Here is an 18172-nt window from a genome sequence, read left to right on the forward strand (position 1 = left end):
CCGGTCGACCGCAGCCTCATCGTGGCGACTGCCCTCGGCCGTACCGCAACGCGGTTCTTCGGTTCGCTATTCTGGCGAACCTTCATGCTGATCGCCCTTTTGCTGGCGATCTCGCTGGGTATCTGGTTCCAGAGCTATCGGCTCTTCGAACGCGCGCCGCGCGCCCAGCAGATCGCCATGCAGGTGGTCAGCGTGGTCAAGCTCACCCGCGCAGCCCTGCTCTACTCGGATCCGGCCCGGCGCCGGTTCCTGCTGCTCGACCTCGTCCAGAACGAGGGCATCAAGGTCTATCCGCGCGAAAAGGACGACGACTTTGCCGCGCCCAAGGCCAACCCGTTCCTGACGCAGCTCGTCCAGCAGGAAATCCGCAGCCGGCTGGGCGAAGACACCGTGCTGGCCACCACCGTCAACGATATTCCGGGCGTGTGGGTCAGCTTCGAAATCGAAGGCGACGACTACTGGGTGGCGATCAGCCCCGAACGCTTCGAACGCGTGCCCGGCATCCAGTGGCTCTGGTGGAGTATTGCGGCGCTGCTGCTGTCGATCATCGGCGCGGCCTTCATCACGGCGCGCGTGAACTACCCGCTCAAGCGGCTGGCCAATGCCGCGCGACTGATCGGTACCGGGGGCGAAGCGCCGCCGCTGCGCGAACAGGGCGCCAGCGAAGTGGCCCAGGCCAACCGCAGTTTCAACCAGATGGTGCGCGACCTGCGCCAGCTCGACGACGACCGCGTGGTCATGCTGGCCGGCATCTCGCACGACCTGCGCACCCCGCTGACCCGTCTGCGGCTGGAAACCGAGATGTCGCCCGTGGACACCACCACGCGTGACGCCATGATTGCCGACATCGAACAGATGGACGCCATCATCGGCCAGTTCCTGAACTACGCCCGGCCAGGCCAGGAAGTGGTGGAGCCGGTGGACCTTTCCACGCTGGTACAGGAATCCGTTGGCGTCTATGCCGCGCACGACGATGTGCGCGTGCACGTGCGCTCGAATGGCCCGGTCATGGCCGTGGCCAACCGCATGGAGATCCAGCGCATCCTGGACAACCTCGTCGAGAACGCGCGCCGCTATGCCAAGGACGAGGAATCGGGCATGGCCGAGGTGGAAATCTCCACGCGGGTGGAGGACAAGGAAGCCGTGCTGGTGGTGGCCGACAGCGGGCCCGGCGTGCCCGACGAACAGCTGTCGCTGCTGACCCGCCCGTTCTACCGGCTCGACAGCGCGCGCAGCGAAGCCAAGGGCGCCGGCCTGGGCATGTCCATCGTCAACCGTATCCTGCAGCGCAACGGCGGCCGCCTGATACTGGCCAACCGTCCCGCCCCGAAAACCGGACTCGTGGTCAGCGCGCGATTCAAGCGCGCCTGAACCGCCGTATTCCCCTTCGCGCCCCACTTGAGTGCCCGTGTGTCCCGCATGCGGCGCATTGACAGGTTTTCTTCAGCATTTGATATGGTTTTGAAAGGTTGCTGACAGGGGAATGACAGCGTCATTGCGCACACTTCAGGCCATCGACAGGCCGATGCATACAACGGCATCCGAAGTCATGGCGCCGCCTGCCGCAGCACCCCTTTTCCGCCATGGCTGACAACGACCGACAACATGCCGCACGACCCCACATGCGGCGACCGAGAGACAGCCATGTCAAGCTCCAGCTCCACATCCCAGCACGGTTTCCGTACCGTGTTCCGCGTCGTCAGCGGAAACTTCCTCGAAATGTACGACTTCATGGTGTACGGCTTCTACGCCGCCGCCATCGCGCGTACGTTCTTTCCTGCCGGCGATGAGTTTGCTTCGCTGATGCTGTCGCTGGCCACTTTCGGCGCCGGCTTCCTGATGCGACCGCTTGGCGCGATCGTGCTGGGCGCCTACATCGACCATCACGGCCGCCGCAAGGGCCTGATCATCACGCTGGCGCTGATGGCGCTGGGCACGCTGCTGATTGCGCTGGTACCGGGCTATGCTTCGATCGGCGTGGCCGCCCCGCTGCTCGTGTTGTTCGGGCGCCTGCTGCAAGGTTTCTCGGCCGGCGTGGAACTGGGCGGCGTGTCGGTGTACCTGTCCGAGATCGCCAAGCCCGGCCAGAAGGGCTTCTACGTGGCCTGGCAGTCGGCCAGCCAGCAGGTGGCCGTGATCTTCGCCGGCCTGCTCGGCGTGGTCCTGCACGCCACGCTGGCGCCCGCGCAGATGGACAGCTGGGGCTGGCGCGTGCCGTTCCTGATCGGCTGCCTGATCGTGCCGTTCCTGTTCCTGATCCGCCGCTCGCTGGAAGAAACCGAGGAATTCCGCACGCGCAAGCATCGTCCGACGATCAACGAGATCTACCGTTCGATGCTCGACAACTGGCGCATCATCATCGCCGGCTGCCTGATGGTGGTAATGACCACGGTGTCGTTCTACATGATTACCGCGTACACGCCGACGTTCGGCAAGACGGTGCTCAAGCTCGACGACGTGGACAACCTGATCGTCACGATGTGCGTGGGCCTGTCGAATTTCATCTGGCTGCCGCTGATGGGGGCGCTGTCCGACCGTATCGGCCGCAAGCCGCTGCTGGTGTTCTTCACGATCGCCACGCTGGTCACGGCCTACCCCGCGGTGTCGTGGCTGGTGGCGGCGCCCTCTTTCGAGCGCCTGCTGATGGTGGAACTGTGGCTGTCGTTCCTCTATGGCAGCTATAACGGGGCCATGGTCGTCACCCTGACCGAGGTCATGCCGCCCGCCGTGCGTACCGCCGGCTTCTCGCTGGCCTACAGCCTGGCCACGGCACTGTTCGGCGGCTTCACGCCGGCGATCTCGACGTACCTGATCCATAGCACCGGCAACAAGGCAGCCCCCGGCCTGTGGCTGATGTTTGCCGCGGCTTGCGGCCTGGTCGCCACGCTGGTCATCTTCCGCGCCCGGCGCGAGCAAGCGGCGCTGCGCACCGCCTGAGCCCCTGGCCTGCCTGCCGCATGCGTGCGGCCCGCGCCGCCTTCATGTGCCTGACACGTTTTCGTGGCAAGTACGTGATGGCGGCGCGATTGCTTTTCGGACAGCCATCACCATCTCGCGCACATGGCATACTGGCGGCTCGTTTTGCGCCGCATGAAACGCTGCCTATCGGGCCAGTTAAGAAAACCAATTGGCCTTGGTGCGCACAAATGCGCATACTCGAAGCTTTCGTGCAAATACGATTGACATCCCCGGCTGCCGCGGGAACGGAATCGTAGATTGCAAGCCTCAATCTGTTCAACCGTATCTAGGAGAAGTCTATGAAGACCGTTGGTGACAAGCTCGAAGCCTTCAGCATCGTTGGTGTCAAGCCGGGTTTCAACAACCACGAAGAGAATGGCCAGTCGGCTTTCGAAGACATCACCGAAAAGTCGTTCGAGGGCAAGTGGAAGATCATTTACTTCTACCCGAAGGACTTCACGTTCGTGTGCCCGACCGAAATCGTGGCGTTCGCCAAGCTGAACAACGACTTCGCCGATCGTGACGCGATCGTGCTGGGCGGCTCGACCGACAACGAATTCGTGAAGCTGGCATGGCGCCGCGAACACAAGGACCTGAACAAGCTGAACCAGTGGCAATTCGCCGATGTGACCGGCTCGCTGGTCGACCAGCTGGGCGTGCGTGACCAGGCCGCTGGCGTGGCCCTGCGCGCGACGTTCATCGTCGATCCGGACAATGTGATCCAGCACGTTTCGGTGAACAACCTGAACGTGGGCCGCAACCCGGAAGAAGTCCTGCGTATTCTGGACGGTCTGCAAACGGACGAACTGTGCCCGTGCAACCGCGCTGTCGGCGGCGCCACGCTGTAATTGGCCCTGCCCGCCAGGCACCTTGGGTGACCCGGCACATCACATGGAAGGGCCTGGCGCCCTTTCATGTCGAAACCCGCTATGTGCGGGTTTTTTGAGCCCTTGTCGATAGGAGAAATAAATGGAATTCCTCAGCACGATTAAGAATGCAATCCCCGATTACGCCAAGGACATCCGCCTGAATGTGGATGGCACCATCGCGCGTTCGTCGCTGGAAGGCAACGATGCGGTGGGCGTGGCGCTGGCTGCGGCCTTCGCGGCCAAGAGCAAGCTGATTGTCGACGTGATTCGCAATGCCAACGTGCTGTCGCCCGAGGAAGTCAACGCCGCGCAAACCGCCGCCGCGCTGATGGGCATGAACAACATCTGGTATCCGTACGTCGAGATGGCCGAAGATCCGGACCTGGCCAGCCAGCCCGCTGGCCTGCGCATGAACGCCTACGCTACCCATGGTGGTGTGGACAAGCGCCGCTTCGAGATGTACGCCCTGGCTGCGTCGATCATCGGCAAGTGCCACTTCTGCGTGAAGTCGCACTACCAGCTGCTGAAGAACGAACAGGGCATGAGCGCCCAGCAGCTGCGCGATGTCGGCCGCATCGCCGCCGTGATTGGCGCCGCTGCCAATGTAATCGTCGCGGAATAAGGCGCGAAATCGCAACCGAAGCACGCCAATCGGGCGTTTATCGCGGGCGGCGTCGCCCGTGACGCATCGCCAGGCACCCACGCGGGCGGGCACTGAAGAGTGCCTGCCCGCGTGCATTTCTGCACTTCCGCAATCGGTCAATCGGTATTGTCCGACATCGCGTACAGCCAATCGACCCGGTGCATTTGTGCATGGCGCGGCCTACAATCAACGAAAGGTCACGAACTTCGCCGTTGCCATGAGCACCTTGCCTTCACCCAATTCGCCGCGCTTCCGCTTCCGGCTGGCCGCTGTACACGACTGGGGCGATATCGCCGCGGTCACGCAGCAGGCCTACGGGCAGTATGAGCTGGAAATCATGGAAGATTGCCGTGCGTCGTTCCAGCGCGGCATGAAGTCCGTGATGGCCGCCAAGGACAATCCGGACATGGAATGGTGGGTCGCGGAAACCGACCACGGCATCAGCGGTGCGGTGCTGTTCTGCCATCCGGGCGCCACGTTGACGGCGCTGGACGACTCCACGATCACGCTGACGCAGCCCGAAGCCCGGCTGCTTTCGGTCAGCCCGCAGGCGCGCGGGCTGGGGCTGGGCAAGCGGCTGATGCAGATCTGCATCCAGCGCGCCCGCGACATTGGCGCCCAGGCGCTGATCTGCCGCACCATGCCCGAAATGGATTCGGCCATCAAACTCTGCGAGCAGATGGGCTTCCAGAAACATACGGAAGCCGGATCGCGCCATGGGGCCATGGCGCGGCTGATCGACTACGTCTACCCGATCAAGGCCGAGGAACCGGCGGCACCGTCGCCGCCAGCCCCCTGAACGGGTCGCGCAATCAGTCCTGCACGTCGGCGGTGCGGCGGTAGATCAGCACCGCCGCCTGCGCGACGATACCCTCTTCCTTTCCTTCGAACCCGAGCTTCTCGTTGGTCTTGGCCTTCACGTTGCAATGCGTGACGGGCAGGCCCAGGTCTTCGGCCAGGTTGGCCACCATACCCGCGATATGCGGCGCCAGCTTGGGCTTCTGCGCGATGACGGTGGCATCGACGTTGCCGATCTCGAACCCGGCGGCTCGCACACGGCGCGCGGCCTCGCGCAACAGCACGCGGCTGTCGGCGCCCTTGAAATCCGGATCGGTGTCCGGGAAATGGCGGCCGATGTCGCCCAGCGCGGCCGCGCCAAACAGTGCGTCTGTCACGGCGTGCAGCAGCGCATCGGCATCGGAGTGGCCCAGCAGGCCACGGTCGTGCGGAATATCGACGCCACCAAGAATCAGCTTGCGGCCCGGCACCAGGGCGTGCACGTCATAGCCCTGCCCAACGCGAAAATCGAACGGATTCAAAACGACTCCTTGCAAAAATGGGTCACGACGCCGGCTGGCCCGTGCGCAGCAGCACGTCGGCCAGCGCAAAGTCCTCGGGGTAGGTCACCTTGAAATTGCGCAGCGATCCGTTGACCAGCCGCGGATGCAGGCCGAGGCGCTCGATGGCGCTGGCTTCATCGGTGACCACGGCACCGGCGGCCATGGCGTCTTCGAGCGCATGGCGCAGTACGCCGATGCGGAACATCTGTGGTGTCTGCGCCTGCCACAGGCCCTCGCGCGACACGGTCCCGCCGATGCGCGCGCCGGCATCGGCACGCTTCAGGGTATCAGGCACCGGCACGGCCAGGATGCCGCCGATCGGCTCGCTGGCCGAATCGTCGGATTCCACCGCCCGCACCAGCGTATCGATCATCGCACTGGTCAGCCCGGGGCGCGCGGCGTCGTGGACCAGCACCCAGTCGGTGTCCGTTGCACCCAGCGTGGCCAGATGATGCAGGCCGGCAAGTACCGACGCGTGGCGCGAATCGCCGCCCACGAACGCGGTGTCGAAGCGCAGCCCCGCAAAGGCTTGCGCGCCGAACCGTGACTCCAGCGGCATGTCGTCGGGCGCCAGTACCAGCGCGGTGGCACTGATGGCTTCGCTGGCGGAAAACGCCGCCAGGGCGTACCAGAGCATCGGCCGGCCGGCCACGGTCTGGTATTGCTTTTGCACGGCGCCGCCGGCACGGCTGCCGGTACCGGCACAGGGAATCAGGGCGAATCGACGATCGGACACAGGTTTCTGAGGGCCTTTGAATATTTGGCACGGCCAGCGGGCCGGCCGGAGCGCATTCTATAATACGGCCCTCGCCCGCCGCCATGAATCCTGGCATGGCCCGGCTGGCATGACAGACAACCCTGCCCGTGGCATGCCTTTCGCATGTGCCGGCGGGGTGTCGCCGTTTTTGCGCCTAATGCTGCCAATGCCTGACAACGCTACCGCATTTCCCTTCGCCACCCTGCCACTGATCAAGGCTGGCATGCGCCATACCGTGGCCGGCCTGACCGGATCCGCCGACGCCCTGGCGGTGGCCGCCTACGCGCGCCAGCATCGCGCCAGCGTGCCGATGGTGGCCGTGATCTGCGCCAATGCCATGGACGCACAACGGCTGGCCGAGGAAATCCCATGGTTCGCCCCCGAACTGCGCGTGCGGCTGCTGCCCGACTGGGAAACGCTGCCCTATGACAGCTTCTCGCCGCACCAGGACCTTGTATCGGAACGCCTGGCCACGCTGCACGACATCCAGGGCGGCCAGTGCGACGTGATGATCGTCCCCGCATCGACCGCGCTCTACCGCCTGGCGCCACCCTCGTTCCTGGCCGCCTACACGTTCTTCTTCAAACAGGGCGAAAAGCTCGACGAGGCCGCGCTCAAGGCGCAGTTCACGCTGGCCGGCTACGAGCACGTCAGCGCGGTCATGCGACCGGGCGAATACAGCGTGCGCGGCGGGCTGATCGACCTGTATCCGATGGGCTCGGCGTTGCCGTACCGGATCGACCTGTTCGGCGACGAGATCGAAACCATCCGCGCGTTCGATCCCGATTCGCAGCGCAGCCTGTATCCGGTCAAGGAAGTGCGCCTGCTGCCGGGCCGCGAGTTTCCGCTGGACGACACCGCCCGCACCGCCTTCCGCGGCCGCTGGCGCGAGGTGTTCGAGGGCGACCCGACCAAGTCCCCGATCTACAAGGACATCGGCAACGGCGTACCGTCCGCGGGCATCGAGTACTACCTGCCGCTGTTCTTCGAGCAAAGCGCCACGCTGTTCGACTACCTGCCCGCCGGCACGCAACTGGCATTCGCGGGCCAGGTCGATGAGGCCATCCGCCGCTTCTGGGCCGACACCACGCAGCGTTACACCTTCATGCGCCACGACCGCGAGCGCCCGCTGCTGCCGCCCGCGGACCTGTTCCTGTCCGAAGAGCAGTTCTTCATCGGGGCCAAGCCGCTGGCCCGGCTGGTGCTGCAGCGCGAGGCCGTGGCGGCCGACGTGCCGGCCTTCTCGGCCAGCCTGCCCGATGTGTCGGTCAACCGCCGCGCCGAAGATCCGCTGGTCAACCTGGAAGCACTGCTGCTGAACAAGGCCACACGCGTACTGATGTGCGCCGACTCGGCGGGCCGGCGCGAAACGCTGATGCAGCTGTTTGCCGAAAGTGGTCTGCGTCCGATGGTGGTCGAGGACTTTGCGGCCTTCCTGGCTGGCGACTCGCATTTCTCGATCGTGGTCGCGCCGCTGCAGAGCGGCTTTGCCCTGACCGCCGCTAAATTCGCGTTCGTCACCGAGAACGAACTGTATGCCGGTACCGCGCGCCGCACGGGGCGCCGCAAGCAGGAGCAGGCCAGCACCGTCGATTCGATGGTGCGCGACCTGGCCGAACTCAAGATCGGCGACCCCGTGGTGCACAGCGAGCACGGCATCGGCCGCTATCAGGGGCTGGTCACGCTGGACATGGGCCAGGGCGACGAGGAATTTCTGCATCTGGACTACGACAAGGCCAGCAAGCTGTACGTGCCCGTGCACCAGCTGCACGTGATCTCGCGCTATTCGGGCGCCGATCCGGACACCGCCCCGCTGCACTCGCTGGGCACCGGCCAGTGGGACAAGGCCAAGCGCCGCGCCGCGCAGCAGATCCGCGACACGGCCGCCGAACTGCTGAACCTGTACGCGCGCCGCGCGCTGCGCCAGGGCTTTGCCTTCCCGCTGCAGCCCAAGGACTACGAGACCTTCGCCGAGAGCTTCGGCTTCGAGGAAACGCCAGACCAGGCCGCCGCCATTTCGGCCGTGATCGCCGACATGACGTCGGGCAAGCCGATGGACCGGCTGGTCTGCGGCGACGTGGGCTTCGGCAAGACCGAGGTGGCGCTGCGGGCGGCGTTCGTGGCCGTGCTCGGCGGCAAGCAGGTGGCCATGCTGGCCCCCACCACGCTGCTGGCCGAGCAGCACTTCCAGACCCTGTCCGACCGCTTTGCCGAGTGGCCGGTGCGCATCGTGGAACTGTCGCGCTTCAAGACGAAAAAAGAAGTGGACGCCGCGATCAAGCAGATCAACGACGGCACGGTCGACATCGTCATCGGCACCCACAAGCTGCTGTCCGAGGAAGTGAAGTTCCAGCGTCTGGGCCTGGTCATCATCGATGAGGAACACCGCTTTGGCGTGCGCCAGAAGGAGGCGCTGAAGACGCTGCGCGCCGAAGTGGACGTGCTGACGCTGACCGCCACGCCGATCCCGCGGACGCTGGGCATGGCGCTGGAAGGCCTGCGCGACTTCTCGGTCATCGCCACCGCGCCGCAGAAGCGGCTGGCCATCAAGACCTTCGTGCGGCGCGAGGAAGACGGCGTGATCCGCGAGGCCATCCTGCGCGAGCTCAAGCGCGGCGGCCAGGTCTACTTCCTGCACAACGAAGTCGAGACGATCGAGAACAAGCGCGCCAGGCTGGCCGAGCTGGTGCCGGAGGCCCGCATCGCCGTGGCGCACGGACAGATGCACGAGCGCGAGCTGGAACGCGTGATGCGCGACTTTGTGGCCCGCCGCGACAACATCCTGCTCTGCACGACGATCATCGAGACCGGTATCGACGTGCCAACGGCCAACACCATCCTGATCCATCGCGCCGACCGCTTCGGCCTGGCCCAGCTGCACCAGTTGCGCGGCCGGGTGGGCCGCAGCCACCACCAGGCCTATGCCTACCTGCTGGTGCACGACGTGGACGGCCTGACCAAGCAGGCGCAGCGCCGGCTGGAAGCCATCCAGCAGATGGAGGAACTGGGCGCGGGCTTCTACCTGGCCATGCACGACCTGGAAATCCGCGGCGCCGGCGAGGTGCTGGGCGACAAGCAGTCGGGCGAGATCCACGAAATCGGCTTCCAGCTTTACACCGACATGCTCAACGCGGCCGTGAAGTCGCTCAAGGCCGGCAAGGAGCCCGACCTGATGGCACCGCTGGCGGCCACCACCGAGATCAACCTCGGCACGCCTGCGCTGCTGCCGAACGACTACTGTGCCGACGTCCATGAGCGTCTATCGCTCTACAAGCGGCTGGCCAACTGCGAGACCGGCGAGCGCGTGGACGACATCCAGGAAGAGCTGATCGACCGCTTCGGCCGGCTGCCCGCCCAGGCGCAGGCACTGATAGAAACGCACCGGCTCCGCATTGCCGCCGCGCCGCTGGGCGTGCGCAAAATCGACGCCGGCGAGGCCACCGTGAGCATGCAGTTCGTGCCGAATCCCCCGATCGACGCCATCCGGATCATCGACCTCGTGCAAAAGAACAAACACATCAAGCTGGCCGGCCAGGACAAGCTGCGTATCGAGGCCAAGATGCCCGACGTGGGCGCCCGTGCGCAGACCATCAAACACACGCTGCGCCAGCTGGCCTGACCACGCCGACAGGTGTACGATCACATCCTTGACGAATCAACGGTTCACCATCCCATGCAAGCTGCCGCCGACACCCGAAACACCAATACCGAAGCCCCGCAACGCGGCAGCGCGCTGGAGTGGACCCAGCGCCTGGTGTCGTTCGACACCACGTCGCGCCACTCGAACCTGGGCCTGATCGAATCCGTGCGCGACCACTTTCTGGCAAAGGGGCTGCGTCCGCATCTGAGCTACAACCCGCAGGGGGACAAGGCCAACCTGTTCGTGACGATTCCTGCCGCGAACGGCGCCACCGATGGCGGCATCGTGCTGTCCGGGCACACCGACGTGGTGCCCGTGGACGGCCAGAGCTGGACCACCGACCCGTTCAAGCCGGTGATTCGCGACGGCAAGCTCTACGGCCGGGGCACATGCGACATGAAGGGCTTCATCGGCGCCAGCCTGGCGCTCCTGCCGACTATCCTCGACGCCAGGCTGCGCGAGCCGGTGCACTACGCGCTGTCCTTCGACGAGGAAATCGGCTGCATGGGCGCGCCGTACCTGCTGGCCGAACTGCGCGACCGCGGCGTGAAGCCGGCGGGCTGCATCGTCGGCGAGCCGACCAGCATGCGCGTGATCGTTGCGCACAAGGGCATCAACGCCTATCGCTGCTGCGTGAAGGGCCAGGCGGCCCATTCGTCGCTGACGCCGAAGGGTGTCAACGCCATCGAATATGCGGCGCGCCTGATCTGCTATATCCGCGACATTGCCGACGAGTTCAAGGCCAACGGCCCGTACGACCGGGCCTTCGACGTACCGTTCACCACGGCGTCCACCGGCACGATCCACGGCGGTATCGCGCTGAACACGATCCCTGCCGAATGCGAGTTCGTGTTCGAGTTCCGCAACCTGCCGGGCGTGGATCCGGAAGCCATCCTGGCACGCATCCAGCAGTACGTGAACGACGTGCTGGTGCCGAAGATGCGCGCCGAGCACGTGGATGCGGGCATGGCGATCAGCAAGATCGCCGCGGCCCCGTCGCTCGACGCCGCCGAATCCGATGCCATCACGCAGCTCGTGCGCGCACTGACCGCCGACCGCGACACGAACAAGGTGGCCTACGGCACCGAGGCCGGCCTGTTCCAGCGTGCCGGCATTCCGGCCGTCGTATGCGGCCCCGGCGATATCCAGCAGGCGCACAAGCCCGACGAATTCGTGGCGCTGGACCAGCTGGCCGCCTGCGAGGCGTTCCTGCACAAGGTGGTGGACAGCCTGCGCGCGGCCTGATCGTCGCCGCCCCGGGCGCGATGAGGGAGCGGGAGCGCAGTACAATACCGCCCTTCTCCTTGTCGCCCCTCCCGCATCGCGCGGATTCCTGCCGTCATGCCCCTGATTCTCCAAAGCCTGTCCCCGCTGTCCGCCGCCGACCTCGACGCCGTCCGCACGGTGGCCAATGCCCCTGATCTCGCGCTGCGCGGCGACAGCGTGGCAGCCGCCGATCAGTGCAATCCGCTGACCCCGGCGCTGCGCGATGCCCTGGACGACGTGTGCGGCGAACGTGGCATCGACTGGGCAGTGGTGCCGGCAGGCCGCAAGCTGTCGGATTTCCGGCTGGTGGCGATGGACATGGACTCCACGCTGATCACGATCGAGTGCATCGACGAAATCGCCGACTTCTGCGGACTCAAGGCCGAGGTATCGGCCATCACCGAAGCCGCCATGCGCGGCGAAATTACCGATTTCAACGAAAGCCTGCGCCGCCGCGTGGCCCTGCTGAAGGGCCTGGACGCGAGCGTGCTCGACCGCGTGTACGCCGAACGCCTGAAGCTGTCGCCGGGGGCCGAGCGCATGCTGCAGACAATTCAGGCTCTGGGCATGAAGACGCTGCTGGTGTCGGGCGGATTCGTACACTTCACCGACCAGCTCAAGCCGCGGCTGAAACTCGACTTCACGCGCGCCAATACGCTGGAAATCGTCGACGGCAAGCTGACCGGCAACGTGGTGGGCGAAATCGTCAATGCCGACGTCAAGGCACGCACGGTGCGGGAAGTCTGCGCGCAGATCGGCGCCGACCCGTCCCAGGCCATCGTCATGGGCGACGGCTCCAACGACCTCAAGATGATGGCCGTAGCGGGTCTTTCGGTGGCCTTCCGGGCCAAACCCGTGGTGCGCGCGCAAGCCAGCGTCGCGTTCAATCACGTGGGCCTGGACGGCCTGCTCAACCTGTTCCCGCACTAAGCGATTACCCGCCGGCACCCGTTCGCGGTGCCTGTTGAGGCCCTCGCGATGCCGGGGGCCGTCTTCTGCGCACATTTCCGTGCGCATGTCACATTACATTTGCGTTATTCGCTTTTCGGTCACAGGTGTACCGATTAGCCCGTTAAAGCCGCGATTTCCTTGTGAAATCAAATGCGAATCATTATTATTATTTCTTTCCCGTAACACCGTCCCCTCGGTCGCTCGACGCATGCAAGCGTTAGCCGTTTTCCTATCCCTGGCCGCCGCCGCCTGCCTTTATCTTTCCGCGCCGAATCAGGTCCTGTGCGTGGACGCCGACAACAACGGCCGTGCACCGCTACCGCCGCGGCTGCTGTGCTGGCTGGGCGTCGCGCTTGCCATCGGCAGCACCTGGGTCATGAGCATCCCCGAAGGCTGGCCCGTGGCGATCGCCGCGACGCTGGTCACGCTGACCTGCTGCCTGTCCGCATGGCCGTTCGTCGGCACCTGGATTCACCACAAACGCTACGACGACATGCCCGGCGAAGGGAGTGCACCATGATTGGAACCAAGTGGCTCGCCGGCACCCTGCTGGGCCTGCCGTTGGCCGTCGCGCTGTGCACGCTCGGCGTGCTGTGGCTGCCGGGCGGCTGGGAGAGCGGCGTCGTGCTGGCCGTCACCCTCAGCTTCGTGCTGTGGGTGACCATCATCAGCCTGAGCCTGCTATTCCAGACCAGCCGCGCCGCCTGGCTTTGGCTGATTGGCGGCAACCTGGTTTGCTACGGCATTCTGTGGGCGGTCCGCCTGATGCACGCGATGCCGCCGGCATCGACCCTGTCTGCCCTGTCTGGGCACTGATCCGGCCACCGAGGCATTCGCATGAAACCCAATACCCTGCGCGTTTTCAATACGCTCCACACCTGGGTCGGCCTGATGGCCGGCTGGGCACTGTTCATCGCCTTCTTCGCGGGCGCGATCACCGTCTTCCACCACGAATTGCACGTCTGGCAGAACCCGGCGCGCCTGGAGGGTCATCACGGCACCGAAGTCCAGGTGGACGGGCCTGCCATCGACGCCTTCGTGCAGAAGCTGGTGGCGGTGCATCCGGACGCGGCCAACAGCGTCTACGTCGGCCTGCCCAGCAAGGAGGAACCGGACTTCAACGCCTACTGGCAGGACAAGGCCGGTGAATGGCACACGATGAACGGCGAGCGCCTGAACGGCGACAAGGCGGCGCAGAACAACACTTCGCTCGACCACGTGACTGGCGAGCTGTCGGCGTTCTTGAACGCGCTGCACTATTCGCTGGGCCTCGGCATCAATGGGATGTACTTCATGGGGATCATCTCCGTGCTGTACGGCCTGGCACTTGTATCGGGCGTGATCCTTCACCTGCCCCGCCTGAAGAAAGATCTGTTCGCGGTGCGGCCCGGCCGCAACCTGAAGCGTTTCTGGATGGACACGCACAATGTGCTGGGCCTGTTCAGCCTGCCGTTCCACCTGATCTTCGCCATCACCGGCGCATTTTTCTGCCTGTCGTTGATCATGGTCATGGTCTTCAACACGCTGACGTTCGACGGCAAGCTGTTCGAAGTGATTCCGCGCGTCACGGGTGCGGCCCCCGAAGTCACGGCCTCGGGCCGCGCATCCCCGACGATGAGTTCGGCCCAGCTGCTCGCTATTGCGCGCGAACACGGCGGCGAGCGATTCACGCCCAACGCCATCCGCTTCCAGCGTTACGGCGATGCCAACGCCGTGGCCGAAGTACGAGGCGACAGCACGCGCGCGCTCGGCAACGGCGGCGCTGTGGGCATCCACGCGGCCGCCAATGAGCCTAACGCCGGCCAGTTGATCGCCAACCAGACGGCTGGCGCCCGCGACACGAACCACATGATCTACAGCGCCATGTTTGCGCTGCACTACGGCACCTATGGCGACCTGGCGGTGCGGCTCGTGTACCTTGTCGCAGGGCTCGCCGGCGCGTTCCTGTTCTATTCCGGCAACCTGCTGTGGATCGAGACGCGCCGCAAGTCCCGGCAGGCCGAACAGCCTCGTGTCCACAAGCTTCTGGCCCAGGCCACGGTAGGCGTCTGCATCGGCACCTGCATCGGGGTGGCGCTGTGCTTCCCGGCGGCCCTGCTGTGGCCGGACCGCGCCGTGAGCTATGTGTTCTGGCCAGTGTTCGTGCTGGCCGCGGCATGGGCGCTGGCCAGGCCTCCCATTCGCGCAGCCGTGGAACTGCTCTACGTGGCGGCGCTGGCAACACTGGCCGTGCCGCTGTCGAACTGGGTCCTGACCGGGGATCACGTGTTTGCCGCCGCACTCCATGGCCGCTGGGTCATCGCCGGCTTCGATATTGGCGCCATTGCCATGGCGGTGGGCTACATCGCACTGGCCCGTGTGACCCGCCGCCGCGCGCAGAATGGCCCCGCCGAATCGGTGTGGGCAACACCGGGCACTGCGGCCCAGCCGGCGCCGCAAGCCACGATGCGCAAGGCCGACGCCTCCTGATGGACTGGCCAGCAAACAGAAAGCCCCGCTTCGGCGGGGCTTTTTTACTGCTACGGGGCGCCCCGGCGGCTAGCGCAGGCAGCTTTCCATCGCCTGCTTCAGATCGCCAATCAGGTCGCGCGTGTCTTCGAGGCCAATGTACAGACGCACAAGCTCCCCGGCGTTCGTCCAGCCTTCCGGCGGCCACGTGCCCGCCGGCCGCATCGTGTCAATGTGGTACGGCACCGCCAGGCTATGCGCGCCGCCCCAGGACCAACCGATCGCATAGAGTTTCAGGGCCTCGACGAACGCATCCACCTGCTCGCGCGAGAAGCGGTCATGCAGGATGATCGAAAACAGTCCGCTGGCCCCGGAAAAATCACGCAACCATTCGGCGTGCCCCGGGCAATCGGGCAAGGCCGGATGCAACACACGGGTCACCTCGGGACGCTGCTTGAGCCATTCGGCAACTTCACGTGCCGCACGGTCGTGCGCCGCCAGGCGTACCGGCATGCTGGCAAGCCCGCGCAGGACCAGGAAGCAATCGTCCGCCGACACGCCCCAGCCCATGATCATGCGGGTACGCTTGAGGCGGTCATGCACCTTGTCGTCCTGCGTGATGACTGCGCCCATCAGCACATCACTGCCCCCGGACTGGTATTTCGTCAGCGCCTGCACCGAGATATCGATGCCCTTCTCGAAAGGCTTGAAATAGACCCCCGCCGACCACGTATTGTCGATGGCGGTCAGCACGCCTCGCGCCCGCGCCACCGAGACAATGGCGTCGGTGTCAGGCACCTCCATCGTCACGGAGCCCGGTGCCTCCATCCAGATCAGCCGCGTATTGGGCTGGATCAGCGAAGCGATGCCGGCGCCAATCGACGGATGGTAGTAGCGCACCGTCACGCCGAATTCGCGCGCCAGCCATTCGCCGTGGTCGCGGTTCGGGCCATAGACGTTGTCGGGCACCAGCACATCGTCGCCGGTCCGCAACAGGGCAAAATACACCAGCGAGATGGCGCCCATGCCCGAAGGCAGCAGCAATGTGTGCCGGCCACCTTCAATCTGCGCCAGTTGCTGGCACAGTGCCTCGCTGGTGGGCGTGGCATGCAGGCCGTAGCGCCAGTACGTCTTGCTGCGATCACCATAGGCGCGCAATTCAGCAAGATTGCGGAAGACGATCGTCGAGCCGCGATACGTGGGCGTGGAAAAAGAGTCGAAACCCGGCGCGATATCCAGTTCGGGCTGGACCGCGGTGGTCCGGATATAGCGCGGGGCGTTGCGGGACGAGTCAGATGCAGACACGGCGTATTCCCTGGAAAATTCGGATCAGGCGTCCGAGCTTACCAGCAAATGCCGCGCTCGCCACGCGATGTGGCGCCGACGTGTCAGCGGGACTTGCCCGTCGAGATCGATGACTTGGGGGCCGGCGGCGCATAGGTGACGCCACTGCCCGAATTTGTGTCGAACGGGGGAATCACCAGATATCCGCCAAACGGGCGAATAAAAAAAGGCAAGACGATCGCCGGATTGTAGGCATCGGTCCATGTGCCACGCACCGCGCCGTTCCGGTCGATCTGCCCTTCCCAGTTGCCGGACACACGCGTGCCGTCGTCCGACTCCTCCATCAGGAATGTGCCGTCGTCCCATTCCCCGGACAGCAGTCGCACACCCTTGCCATCGCCGATCTGATACTCGCCCTGCAGGCTGTCTCGTGTGTCGGTCTTCGGCGCAATCCGCATGCGCACTGGCTTGTCGCCCACCGTGCCGACGTAAGTCGGATAGTGCGAGTACTCCTGGCGCGGCGACAGCGTGCGAACCGGTCCGGTTGACAGCGATGCGCCGCGCTCGGCTTCTCCTGCGCGGATGGCTTCGTTGATACCAAAGCCGCCGCCCTGCCCGGTTCCTGTCGACAGTTCGTCTGCGGCAGCCATGGCAGCGGCCGGCAGCGCCACCGCCATCACAACGATTAACGAATGCAGACAGGACAGAGCGGGACGGGACAAGACGGCTTCCTTGGCAATTGCGCGCAAGGCGACTTAAAGGCGCTCGAAGATCGCGGCAATTCCCTGCCCGCCGCCGATGCACATCGTCACCAACGCGTAGCGGCCCTGGACACGCTGCAACTCATGCACCGCCTTCACGGTGATCAGGGCGCCCGTGGCGCCAATCGGATGGCCCAGCGAAATGCCCGAACCGTTCGGATTGACCTTGGCCGGATCCAGCCCCAAGGCCTTGGTCACGGCGCAGGCCTGCGCAGCGAAGGCTTCATTGGCCTCGATGACGTCCAGATCCTTGACCGACAGGCCGGCCCGCTCGAGCGCAATCTTGGTGGCGGGCACCGGGCCGATCCCCATCGTCTTCGGATCCACGCCGGCATGGCCGTAGGAGACCAGACGCGCCAGCGGCTTCAACCCGCGGCGCTCCGCCTCTGCCCGCTCCATCAGCACCACTGCTGCGGCGGCGTCATTGAGACCGGAGGCATTGCCAGCCGTCACCGTGCCGTTTTCCTTGACGAAAACCGGCTTCAGCTTCGTCATGTCGTCCATGGTGGCATCGTGGCGCACGTGCTCGTCGGTATCGAAGACGACATCGCCCTTGCGCGACTTCAACGTGACCGGAACGATCTGGCCCTTGAAGTGGCCAGCCTTGATGGCGGCCGACGCGCGGCGGTGCGATTCCAGGGCGGTTTCGTCCTGCTGCTGGCGGGAAATGTCGTATTCCTTCGCGACATTCTCGGCCGTCACGCCCATGTGAATCGTGTGGAACGGGTCGTGCAACGCGCCCAGCATCATATCGACCAGCTTGGCGTCGCCCATGCGAGCGCCCCAGCGAGCCATCGGTGCCAGATACGGGGCGCGGCTCATGCTTTCGGCGCCTCCGCCGATGGCCACATCGGCGTCACCCAGCAGAATCGTCTGGGCCGCGCTGACAATCGCCTGCAGGCCCGAACCGCACAGGCGGTTCACGGTCAGCGCGGGCGCATTGATGGAAACACCGCCGTTCACGGCCGCTACGCGGCCCAGATACATGTCCTTAGGTTCAGTCTGAATCACATTACCGAAGACGACGTGACCGACGTCGTCGCCCGACACGTTGGCGCGGGCCAATGCCTCGCGCACCACCAGCGCACCCAGTTCGGTCGGGGCCAGGTCCTTCAGGCTGCCGCCGAAGGTGCCAATTGCGGTGCGTACACCGCTGACAATCACCACTTCACGCGTCATGACTCGTCTCCATGCGTTATGTTGCGGCGCACAGTATAGTCCTCGCCAAGCAAAAGCGAACGACCGTACTTTTACC

16 protein-coding genes are annotated in these 18172 nt (G+C 65.1%); 11 read left to right on the plus strand and 5 right to left on the minus strand.

From position 1 onward, the window contains the following. The first annotated feature begins 21 nt into the window (after positions 1-21). The 5 genes from BLQ58_RS07045 (at position 22) to BLQ58_RS07065 (ending at position 5269) form a co-directional block, all read left to right on the plus strand. A complete protein-coding gene (locus tag BLQ58_RS07045; protein WP_029050614.1) occupies positions 22-1371 on the plus strand; it encodes an ATP-binding protein in 1350 nt (449 codons plus the stop codon). Between the two features lie 273 nt (positions 1372-1644). Beyond that, positions 1645-2937 (plus strand): MFS transporter, encoded by a 1293-nt coding sequence (locus tag BLQ58_RS07050; RefSeq protein WP_029050615.1) that lies wholly within the window; start codon positions 1645-1647, stop codon positions 2935-2937. 320 nt (positions 2938-3257) lie between these two features. After that, on the plus strand, positions 3258-3806 hold the full coding sequence (locus BLQ58_RS07055) for a peroxiredoxin (RefSeq protein ID WP_029050616.1): 549 nt from the start codon (positions 3258-3260) through the stop codon (positions 3804-3806). Positions 3807-3927: 121 nt separating this feature from the next. Next, a complete protein-coding gene (locus BLQ58_RS07060) occupies positions 3928-4449 on the plus strand; it encodes a carboxymuconolactone decarboxylase family protein (protein WP_029050617.1) in 522 nt (173 codons plus the stop codon). 238 nt (positions 4450-4687) lie between these two features. Then, positions 4688-5269, plus strand: coding sequence for a GNAT family N-acetyltransferase (locus BLQ58_RS07065; RefSeq protein ID WP_029050618.1), 582 nt, complete (start codon positions 4688-4690; stop codon positions 5267-5269). 13 nt (positions 5270-5282) lie between these two features. On the opposite strand, the gene ispF is transcribed toward BLQ58_RS07065, so the two are convergent. Both ispF and ispD read right to left on the minus strand, forming a co-directional pair. Continuing rightward, a complete protein-coding gene (gene ispF, locus BLQ58_RS07070) occupies positions 5283-5789 on the minus strand; it encodes a 2-C-methyl-D-erythritol 2,4-cyclodiphosphate synthase (protein WP_029050619.1) in 507 nt (168 codons plus the stop codon). Between the two features lie 22 nt (positions 5790-5811). Beyond that, positions 5812-6546 (minus strand): 2-C-methyl-D-erythritol 4-phosphate cytidylyltransferase, encoded by a 735-nt coding sequence (gene ispD / locus BLQ58_RS07075; protein ID WP_029050620.1) that lies wholly within the window; start codon positions 6544-6546, stop codon positions 5812-5814. A 187-nt stretch (positions 6547-6733) separates the two neighbouring features. Here ispD and mfd point away from each other — a divergent pair, with 187 nt between their 5' ends. The 6 genes from mfd to BLQ58_RS07105 all read left to right on the plus strand — a co-directional run bounded on the left by mfd (position 6734) and on the right by BLQ58_RS07105 (position 14893). Continuing rightward, the gene (gene mfd / locus BLQ58_RS07080) at positions 6734-10186 is read left to right on the plus strand and encodes a transcription-repair coupling factor (RefSeq protein WP_029050621.1); all 3453 of its coding nucleotides are present in this window, start codon (positions 6734-6736) and stop codon (positions 10184-10186) included. A gap of 54 nt (positions 10187-10240) precedes the next feature. After that, positions 10241-11452 carry an acetylornithine deacetylase gene (gene argE / locus BLQ58_RS07085; RefSeq protein ID WP_029050622.1) on the plus strand — a complete coding sequence of 404 codons (1212 nt, stop codon included), beginning with the start codon at positions 10241-10243 and terminating at the stop codon, positions 11450-11452. Between the two features lie 96 nt (positions 11453-11548). Then, the gene (gene serB / locus BLQ58_RS07090; protein WP_029050623.1) at positions 11549-12403 is read left to right on the plus strand and encodes a phosphoserine phosphatase SerB; all 855 of its coding nucleotides are present in this window, start codon (positions 11549-11551) and stop codon (positions 12401-12403) included. A gap of 229 nt (positions 12404-12632) precedes the next feature. Next, positions 12633-12944, plus strand: coding sequence for a hypothetical protein (locus tag BLQ58_RS07095; RefSeq protein ID WP_029050624.1), 312 nt, complete (start codon positions 12633-12635; stop codon positions 12942-12944). Beyond that, positions 12941-13240: a hypothetical protein gene (locus BLQ58_RS07100; RefSeq protein ID WP_029050625.1), complete on the plus strand. Its 300-nt coding sequence runs from the start codon at positions 12941-12943 to the stop codon at positions 13238-13240. The genes BLQ58_RS07095 and BLQ58_RS07100 overlap by 4 nt, the downstream gene beginning before the upstream one ends. 21 nt (positions 13241-13261) lie before the next feature. Next, complete coding sequence (locus BLQ58_RS07105) at positions 13262-14893, plus strand: PepSY-associated TM helix domain-containing protein (RefSeq protein WP_029050626.1); 1632 nt, start codon at positions 13262-13264, stop codon at positions 14891-14893. A 69-nt stretch (positions 14894-14962) separates the two neighbouring features. On the opposite strand, the gene BLQ58_RS07110 is transcribed toward BLQ58_RS07105, so the two are convergent. The 3 genes from BLQ58_RS07110 to bktB form a co-directional block, all read right to left on the minus strand. Then, positions 14963-16177 (minus strand): cystathionine beta-lyase, encoded by a 1215-nt coding sequence (locus BLQ58_RS07110; protein WP_029050627.1) that lies wholly within the window; start codon positions 16175-16177, stop codon positions 14963-14965. 83 nt (positions 16178-16260) lie between these two features. Then, the gene (locus BLQ58_RS07115; protein WP_049815779.1) at positions 16261-16833 is read right to left on the minus strand and encodes a hypothetical protein; all 573 of its coding nucleotides are present in this window, start codon (positions 16831-16833) and stop codon (positions 16261-16263) included. A 78-nt stretch (positions 16834-16911) separates the two neighbouring features. Continuing rightward, positions 16912-18096: a beta-ketothiolase BktB gene (gene bktB, locus BLQ58_RS07120; RefSeq protein ID WP_029050629.1), complete on the minus strand. Its 1185-nt coding sequence runs from the start codon at positions 18094-18096 to the stop codon at positions 16912-16914. Between the last annotated feature and the right edge of the window lie 76 nt (positions 18097-18172).

It is taken from the genome of Ralstonia sp. 25mfcol4.1, assembly GCF_900104095.1.
Lineage (GTDB): Bacteria > Pseudomonadota > Gammaproteobacteria > Burkholderiales > Burkholderiaceae > Cupriavidus.